Below are 7,314 nucleotides of genomic sequence, written 5' to 3'. Positions count from 1 at the left end.
GGCCGACGCCCGGGGAGGCCGTCGCGCGGCTTCGGGCGGCGGGCGCGCCGCGCGTGGCCGTCGCCCCCTACCTGCTGGCTCCCGGCTTCTTCGCCGACCGGATCCGCCGGGCCACCGCCCCGGCCGTCTGCGCCGACGTGCTCGGCCCGGCGCCCGAGCTGGTGGACGTGCTGCTGGAGCGGTACGAGGCGGCCCTGCGCGAGCGCCTGCCCGTGGCCGGCTGAGCCACTCAGCACCGGGCCCTCAGCACCGGGCCCTCAGCACCGGGCTCTCAGCACCGGGCCGTGATCGCGCCGGTCCTCGGATCGACGCTGACCACGTCGGGCCGGCACGCGCGGGTGCGGGCGTCCACCAGCGTCAGCCGCCAGTCGGCGGGGTAGGAGGCGGTCCAGGCCAGCAGCTCGTCGGCGCGCTCGGCGGTCATCGTGCCGGTGCCCGCGTCCGCGGCCTTCACCACGGCGGCGCTCAGCTCGTTCACGCCGTCGCGGGCCGTGGCGTCGCCGAACCAGCCGGGCGGCTGCCGGACCGTGGGCCCGCACGCGCCGGTGGCGGCCAGCTCGCCGTTGAGCCAGACCAGCCCGTAGCTGCCCGACGGGCAGGTGAGGGCGAAGGACACCTTCCCGGCCTTCGACTCGAAGGTGAACGTCTCCCGCCTGCCGCCCTGGGTGTAGCCGTGGAAGAGCGGCGGCCGGAGCTGGGCGCGCGTCGGCGCGGGCTGGGCCAGGGAACCGGCCCACACGTCCCGGGCGGCGGGGGCGGACACGGGAACGGGCCGGGCGTCCACGGTGAGCACCGTGACGGCCGTGACCGTCAGGGCCGCCGCCGCCGCCACCGAGGCCGCCGCCCGGCCCCGGCGCCGCCGGATGCGGCGGGCGCGGGCGTCCACGTCGGCCAGCCGCACCCCGCCAGGGGGCGCGTCGGCGGTGTCGTGTTCGAGCAGGTCGCGCAGGTCATGCAGGCGCTGTTCCGTCATCGTCAGCTCCCCGTCTCCGCCGCGGCCCTGGCCGCGGGGTCGAGCCGCAGCTTGGCCAGCGCGCGGCTGGCCTGGCTGCGTACGGTGGACACCGAACAGCCCACGATCTCGGCGATGGCCTCGTCGGGCAGGTCCTCGAAGTACCGCAGCACGACCACGGCCCGCTGCTTGGCCGGGAGCGCGGCCAGGGCGGCCCTGAGCGCGTCCCGGGTGCCGAGCCCGGCCGTGTCGTCCGCTTCCTGGGGACGGTCCGGGAGCTCGCCCGTGGCCACCTCGCCCCGCCAGCGCCGCCGCCACCAGGAGGCGTGCGTGTTGGTCAGGATGCGGTAGACGTACGGGTCGGGGTTCGCGCCGACCCGCCGCCAGGCCAGCCAGGCCCTGGCCAGCGCGGTCTGCGTCAGGTCTTCGGCCGTGGCCCAGTCGCGGCACAGCAGGTACGCCGTCCTGAGCAGGCGGGCCGAGCGCTGCTCGACGTATCGCTCGAAGTCGGCACGATCCCGCATCGAGGGGTCCTCACTGTCCGGTGATGTTCACCGATCACTACGCCGAAGACCCCCGCCCGCGTTGCACGGCCTCAGTAACCCCTGTAGTCGCGGCGGCGGTCGCGGCGCTCGCGCTCCAGGGCGCGGTGCTCGTCGCGGATCTGTCGGCCGACCTCGCGGGCGTCGTCGCGCATCTGGCGGCCGACCTCGCGCCAGTCGTCGCCGTGCAGCGCCCGCCAGTGCTCCCGCCAGGCGGCCAGGCCGCGCTTGACCGGCTGGGCGCGGGAGTCGCCGAGCACCTTGACGTCGCCCATCACGGCGTAGGCGCGCACCCGGATCACCGGCACGTTCATGCCGGGGGCCGCCTCCAGCACGTCGACCTTCTTGTCGCCCATCACGGCGACGCCGTCGAGGTCGACGTTCACGCCGTCGGGCACGATGATCTTGACGTCGCCCATCACGGACACCGCCGTGACGTCGACCACGTCCGTGCGCACCTCGGCCTCGCGCAGGTCGAGCAGCACGTCGCCCATGACGGCGACCGCGCCGAGCTCCTGGTCGATGCGCCAGGTGCCGCGCCGCTTGGTGTCGCCCATGATGCCGACGAACCAGCGCCGCTTGCCGCCCTCGCGGGCCGGGGCGGGCGTGGGCGCGGGCCCGCCGCCCACGGGCAGGTCCTGGGTGAGCAGGGCGAGCTCGGCGTGCGTGGTCGCGGTGTAGGCGGCCTCGGTACGGTCGGTCAGCTCGGCGAGCGTGAGCCGGCCCTCGACCGAGGCGACACGGAGCTGTTCCACGACGGCCTCGCGCTCGGCGTCCGACGCGCGCACCTCACCCGGATCTGTCATAGACGCAACATATCGCGTCTTGGGCCGGTTGGGGCTCCTCCCCTGGGAGGAACATCCGTACACCCTTGGATGGGTTCCGGGGCCTCCAGACCGACCCTCAGCGTGCTCCGGCGACCGAGGGCTGCGAAGACGCTAGGGTCCTGTCATGCATGAGGAACAGCTCTATCGCGCGGCGTTGAACGGCGAGACCGAGACCGTGGGCAAGCTGCTCACCGGCGGCGCCGACCCCAACAAGGCCAGCGAGGGCGAGGAGGCCGGGCTGCCGCTCTGCGCGGCCGCCGCCTGGGACCGCGTCGAGGTCGCCGAGGCGCTGCTGGCGGCCGGGGCCGATGTCAACGGCCGCGAGGCCGGCGGCTGGACGGCGCTGCTCTGGGCCGCCGCCAACGGCCACGCCGCGACCGCGGGCGTGCTGATCGAGGCCGGGGCCGAGGTCGACGCGGCCAACGACGACGGCGACACGCCGCTCACGCTGGCGGCCAGGCGCGGGGCGCTGGGCGTGGTCCAGACGCTGCTGGAGGCGGGCGCCGACCACGAGAAGTTCGACGGCGACGGCGACAGCCCGCTCGACATCGCGGCCGACTGGGTGGGCGTGCACCTGGAGTCCGCGCTGCTCGACCAGATCGCCCAGGAGGGCTGGGAGTACGTCGTCGGCCGCCAGTACGCCAAGGACGGCACCGAGCTGGTCACCGTGGCCGGCCGCTCCCCCGACGGCTCGCAGACCGAGCAGGTGCAGGCCCAGCGGGGCCACGCCGCCGTGGCGACCGTGCTGGAGGACGCGGCGGGCGTCCACACGCCCGTCGACCAGCTCGTCGCCAGGGCCGTCGCCCACCGCGACGTCGACGAGGACGCCGAGACCTGGTGGATCGTGGCCGACTCGCTCGGCCGGCGGGCCGACGACGAGACGTACGAGGCCCTGTCCCGGCTGTGCGTGAGCGAGGACGCGCGCGAGCGGGAGTTCGGGGTCGACGCGATCGCCCAGTTCGGGTTCGCCGACGGCGAGAAGCCCTACCTCGACCGCACGCTGGCGCTGCTGCAGAAGATGGTGACCACCGAGGGCAACCCGCAGGTGCTGCGCTCGGTGCTGGCCGCGCTGGGCCACCAGGGCGACCCGCGCGCGCTGCCCGCCGTGCTCGACATCATCGGCCGGCCAGGCCACAAGCGCACGATGACGGACGCCATCGCGCTGGCCGACGTCCTGCCCGCCGACCACGAGGAGGGCCTGTCGCTGCTCATCGAGATGTCCCGGGACGAGGAGGCCGAGATCCGCGACTGGGCCACGGCCGGTCTGGCCGGGCTGTCGGCGGACACGCCCCGCATCCGGGAGGCGCTGGCCGACCGGCTGGCCGACGCCGACCTGCGCACGGTGGCCGAGGCGGCGCGGGGGCTCGCGGCGCGCGGCGACGAGCGGGCCGAGCAGGGCGTCAGGCGGGTGCTGGAGGAGAGCGACGACGACTACGCCAGAGACCTCGTCACGGGGATCGGCGGGGAGTGACCCTGTCGCCCCCGGCGGCCGCCCGCTGGGCGGGGCCGCCGGGGGCCGGGTTCTTGCCCTGGAGCAGGGGCCGCCCGCCCACCCGGTCAGTCCGACAGGGCGGCGCGGAGCTGGTTCAGCACGGCGCGCAGGATGCGGGAGACGTGCATCTGCGAGATGCCGAACTCGGCGGCGATCTCCGACTGGGTCATGTTGCCGTAGAAGCGCATCAGCAGGATGTTGCGCTCCCGCGACGGCAGGGCGTCGATGAGCGGCTTGACAGAGTACTTGCCGAGCAGCGTGTCCAGCGACTCGTCCTGCGAGGGCAGGAAGTCGCCGAGGTCGGCGCCGTCGTTGTCGCCGCCGACGGGGGCGTCCAGCGACAGGGCGCTGTAGGCGGTGGAGGCGTCCAGGGTGAGCAGGACGTCCTCCTCGGTGATGTTCATGTGCGCGGCGAGCTCGGAGACGGTGGGCGAGTGGCCGAGCGTCTGGGTGAGGTCGGCCGTGGCCTTGTTGAGCTCCAGCCGGCGCTCCTGGTAGACGCGCGGCACCTTGACGGCCCAGGTGCGGTCGCGGAAGTGCCGCTTGACCTCGCCGACCATCGTGATCATGGCGTAGCCGCGGAACTCGTGGCCGAGCTCGGGGTCGAAGCCGTTGATGGCCTTCATCAGGCCGACGTACGCGGCCTGGCGCAGGTCCTCCATCGGCTCGCGCTGGTGGCGGTAGCGACGGGTGACCTCGGTGACGAGGGAGTCGTACATGGTGACGACGCGCTCACGGATGCGGGCCTTGTGCTCGTCCGAGGCTTCCGGCCTGTTCATCTCAGCCAGAAGCTGTTCGGCGGTCATTTCGTCGAGTGCGATATCCAGGACGGCCATCTGAGTAGCTCCATATGCCCGAAGGCGGCCCCGTCCATGGAAAAAGCCCAGGCAGAGGCACGCCACGTTTCTACGTGAGTGAAGCCCTCTGCTGGACTTCGGATCAAAGGATTCCCTATGGATCCCGATTTATCACCCTATATTAGGTCACAGATCGATCACAGCTTACCAGCTCACGGTCCCGACAGGGCGGGAGCCGTGGTCAGGACGTCGCGGGCCAGCGCGAGGTCGCCCGTCAGCTCGGCGGGGAAGGCGTCCGGCTCGCCCCTGCCGCCCAGCAGGAAGCAGAACGCGACCACGTCCGCCGTCAGGTGGGCGTCCGGCGTGCCCGGGGCGGTGTCGGTGACGCCGAGCGGGATGCGCCAGTCGCCGCCGCCCGCGCCGGTGAGCGTGAGGTGCAGGGTGCGGCCGGAGCCGTCCAGGCCGGACAGCAGCATCGTCCAGGGCAGCAGGCGGGCGCACAGGTCGGCCGTGGGGCGGATGTGCTCGGGCACCGGGTCGGGCAGGCGCACCCCGGCCGCCGTGGCGGCGTCGGCGGCGTGCACCCACGTCTCCAGGCTCCTGGCCAGGACGTGGTCGCGCACGACCGTCTCCATGCCGTCCACCGTGGCCGGGGTGGCCGGGTCGAGGCCGCCCAGGTGGCGGCAGAGGGCGTCGGCCTGGGCCCGCCAGTCTCGCCTGGTCTGCTCGGGGCTGCGGGCCCGCTCGTACGCCTGCACGTCCGCCGTGCGGCCGGCCGCGTCCCGGGCGGCCAGCGGCGGGCCGAGCACGGGCGCGCCGACGGAGGCGGCCAGCAGGCCGTCCTTGGCGGCCAGGTGGGCCACGAGCTCCTGGAGCGTCCAGCCCTCGACGATGACGCGTGCCCAGTCGTCGTCCGCGGCCGAGGCCAGCAGCGCGTCCATGGCGGCGACGCGGCCGGCGTACGGCAGCGCCCAGCCGGCGGTCGGCGCCGCGGGGCGGCGGCGGGCCCTGGCGCCGGCCAGGAGCTGCGGGCGCAGGGAACGGACCGGCACCGCCGGGTCCTCCATCAACGTGTCCAGATACAGGCGCTCGACAGGATCCATCACGCTTCTTCCTCCGCCAGCGCGTCGGCCAGGCGCCGCAACGCCAGCCGGATGCGCGACTTGGCCGTGCCCTCGGGCACGCCCAGCTCCTCGCTCACCTGCCGGTACGTCCGGCCGCCGAAGTAGGCCAGCTCCACCGGCCGGCGCAGCCCCTCGGGCAACGACGTCACCGCCTGCCGCACGCGCTCGGCCTCCTCGGCGGCCAGCACGGCCTCCTCCAGCCTGGCGGGCTCGCGTTCGAACAGCCTCGGTCCGAGCGCGGAGACCCGGCGGCGCTCCTCGGCGCGCACGTGGTCGACCGCGCGGCGGTGGGCGATCGTGGCCAGCCAGGCGCGCAGCGGGCCGCGTCCGGGGTCGTAGGCCAGCGGGCGCTCCCAGAACACCAGGAACACCTCCTGCGTGATGTCCTCGGCGATCACGCGGTCCCTGGTGACCCGTAAGGAGAGCCCGAAGATCAGTGCGGACAGCCGATCGTAGACCTCCCCCAGCGCCGACTCGTCGCCGCCGACCACCCGCTGGTGCAGCAGGCGGTCGTCGTACGGTGCCTCCACTGGCACCACACTCCCGTGGTCCGGACCGAGGCGGGCGGGTGCGCCGCGACCCGAGCATGTCACCATTCGCCGGAAATGTTGAGGCGAACGCCCCCCGCCACCCGCTCCGCGGCCCCGCGATAGTGTCGAACGGACGACGACCGGAGGGATCACCCGCCATGGCCACCACCCGCACCGCCACCACGCAATGGAAGGGCGCCCTGCTCGACGGCTCGGGCACCGTCTCGCTCGACAGCTCGGGCGTGGGCACGTTCGAGGTCTCCTGGCCCTCCAGGGCCGAGGCTCCCGGCGGCCGCACCTCCCCCGAGGAGCTCATCGCCGCCGCCCACTCCTCCTGCTTCTCCATGGCCCTGTCGCACGCCCTGGCCGGCGCCGGCACGCCGCCGGAGTCGCTGCGCACGAGCGCGGACGTGACGTTCCAGCCGGGCGAGGGCATCACGGGCATCGTGCTCACCGTGCAGGGGCACGTTCCGGGCATCTCGGCCGAGCAGTTCCAGGAGGCCGCCGCGACCGCCAAGGCGAACTGCCCGGTCAGCAAGGCGTTGGCGGGCACCACGATCACCCTGAAAGCCGAACTCCTCTAACAGGAACGCATTCGCGTGCGACAATTGGGTCACATGCGCGAGGTCTGGCCGGGCGAACCCTATCCACTCGGCGGCACCTGGGACGGCGTCGGCACCAGCTTTGCCGTGTTCTCCGAGGTCGCCGAGCGGGTCGAGCTGTGCCTTTTTCACGACGACGACAGCGAGGAGCGGGTGCCGCTCCCGGAGGTCGACGGCTTCGTCTGGCACGGCTACCTGCCGGGGATCCAGCCGGGCCAGCGGTACGGCTACCGCGTCCACGGGCCGTACGAGCCGTCGCAGGGGCGTCGCTGCGACCCCTCCAAGCTGCTGCTCGACCCCTACGCCAAGGCCATCGACGGTGAGCTGACCTGGAACGAGGCGCTGTTCCCCTACTACTTCACCGATCCGTCGGTGCGCAACAGGGAGGACAGCGCCCCGTACATGCCGAAGAACGTGGTGATCAACCCGTTCTTCGAGTGGGGCAACG

The 7,314-nt window shown here is 73.7% G+C and carries 9 protein-coding genes and 1 pseudogene; 4 read left to right on the top strand and 6 right to left on the bottom strand.

Features of this window, described 5'->3' with window-relative positions; all coding sequences use genetic code 11:
- On the top strand, window positions 1-224 hold a 224-nt coding region (locus ACWCSD_RS43680), incomplete at its 5' end, for a CbiX/SirB N-terminal domain-containing protein (protein WP_449924080.1).
- 47 nt (window positions 225-271) lie between these two features.
- On the opposite strand, the gene ACWCSD_RS43675 is transcribed toward ACWCSD_RS43680, so the two are convergent.
- The 3 genes from ACWCSD_RS43675 to ACWCSD_RS43665 all read right to left on the bottom strand — a co-directional run bounded on the left by ACWCSD_RS43675 (window position 272) and on the right by ACWCSD_RS43665 (window position 2,300).
- Entirely contained in the window at window positions 272-973 is a 702-nt protein-coding gene (locus ACWCSD_RS43675; protein ID WP_449924077.1) for a hypothetical protein, read from the bottom strand.
- Between the two features lie 2 nt (window positions 974-975).
- Window positions 976-1,476 carry a SigE family RNA polymerase sigma factor gene (locus ACWCSD_RS43670; protein ID WP_352363802.1) on the bottom strand — a complete coding sequence of 167 codons (501 nt, stop codon included), beginning with the start codon at window positions 1,474-1,476 and terminating at the stop codon, window positions 976-978.
- Window positions 1,477-1,547: 71 nt separating this feature from the next.
- Entirely contained in the window at window positions 1,548-2,300 is a 753-nt protein-coding gene (locus ACWCSD_RS43665) for a DUF1707 SHOCT-like domain-containing protein (protein ID WP_387664110.1), read from the bottom strand.
- Between the two features lie 145 nt (window positions 2,301-2,445).
- Between ACWCSD_RS43665 and ACWCSD_RS43660 the strand changes: the two genes are divergently transcribed.
- Complete coding sequence (locus ACWCSD_RS43660) at window positions 2,446-3,792, top strand: ankyrin repeat domain-containing protein (RefSeq protein WP_358284811.1); 1,347 nt, start codon at window positions 2,446-2,448, stop codon at window positions 3,790-3,792.
- A gap of 86 nt (window positions 3,793-3,878) precedes the next feature.
- On the opposite strand, the gene ACWCSD_RS43655 is transcribed toward ACWCSD_RS43660, so the two are convergent.
- The 3 genes from ACWCSD_RS43655 to ACWCSD_RS43645 form a co-directional block, all read right to left on the bottom strand.
- Window positions 3,879-4,649: a SigB/SigF/SigG family RNA polymerase sigma factor gene (locus ACWCSD_RS43655; RefSeq protein WP_397163630.1), complete on the bottom strand. Its 771-nt coding sequence runs from the start codon at window positions 4,647-4,649 to the stop codon at window positions 3,879-3,881.
- Between the two features lie 173 nt (window positions 4,650-4,822).
- Window positions 4,823-5,713 carry a maleylpyruvate isomerase family mycothiol-dependent enzyme gene (locus ACWCSD_RS43650; protein ID WP_449924072.1) on the bottom strand — a complete coding sequence of 297 codons (891 nt, stop codon included), beginning with the start codon at window positions 5,711-5,713 and terminating at the stop codon, window positions 4,823-4,825.
- Window positions 5,713-6,264, bottom strand: a complete 552-nt coding sequence (locus ACWCSD_RS43645; RefSeq protein WP_358284805.1) for a sigma-70 family RNA polymerase sigma factor — start codon at window positions 6,262-6,264, stop codon at window positions 5,713-5,715. Before ACWCSD_RS43645 ends, ACWCSD_RS43650 begins: the two co-directional genes overlap by 1 nt.
- Window positions 6,265-6,422: 158 nt before the next feature.
- On the opposite strand from ACWCSD_RS43645, the gene ACWCSD_RS43640 reads away from it, so the two are divergent.
- Window positions 6,423-6,848, top strand: a complete 426-nt coding sequence (locus ACWCSD_RS43640) for an OsmC family protein (protein WP_352363790.1) — start codon at window positions 6,423-6,425, stop codon at window positions 6,846-6,848.
- A 33-nt stretch (window positions 6,849-6,881) separates the two neighbouring features.
- Window positions 6,882-7,314 (top strand): annotated as a pseudogene (locus ACWCSD_RS43635) (glycogen debranching enzyme); the annotation flags it as partial.

The sequence above is a fragment of the Nonomuraea sp. NPDC001684 genome, from assembly GCF_053596515.1.
Note: the sequence above shows the minus strand (reverse complement) of the source record. Positions and strands in the feature narration are given on the sequence as shown.

What these genes read in the sequence shown, in the direction of transcription:
- ACWCSD_RS43675 (WP_449924077.1), bottom strand. Translation starts at nt 973, where the DNA reads ATGACGGAACAGCGCCTGCATGACCTGCGCGACCTGCTCGAACACGAC.
- ACWCSD_RS43655 (WP_397163630.1), bottom strand. Translation starts at nt 4,649, where the DNA reads ATGGCCGTCCTGGATATCGCACTCGACGAAATGACCGCCGAACAGCTT.
- ACWCSD_RS43660 (WP_358284811.1), top strand. Translation starts at nt 2,446, where the DNA reads ATGCATGAGGAACAGCTCTATCGCGCGGCGTTGAACGGCGAGACCGAG.
- ACWCSD_RS43640 (WP_352363790.1), top strand. Translation starts at nt 6,423, where the DNA reads ATGGCCACCACCCGCACCGCCACCACGCAATGGAAGGGCGCCCTGCTC.
- ACWCSD_RS43665 (WP_387664110.1), bottom strand. Translation starts at nt 2,300, where the DNA reads ATGACAGATCCGGGTGAGGTGCGCGCGTCGGACGCCGAGCGCGAGGCC.
- ACWCSD_RS43670 (WP_352363802.1), bottom strand. Translation starts at nt 1,476, where the DNA reads ATGCGGGATCGTGCCGACTTCGAGCGATACGTCGAGCAGCGCTCGGCC.
- ACWCSD_RS43650 (WP_449924072.1), bottom strand. Translation starts at nt 5,713, where the DNA reads ATGGATCCTGTCGAGCGCCTGTATCTGGACACGTTGATGGAGGACCCG.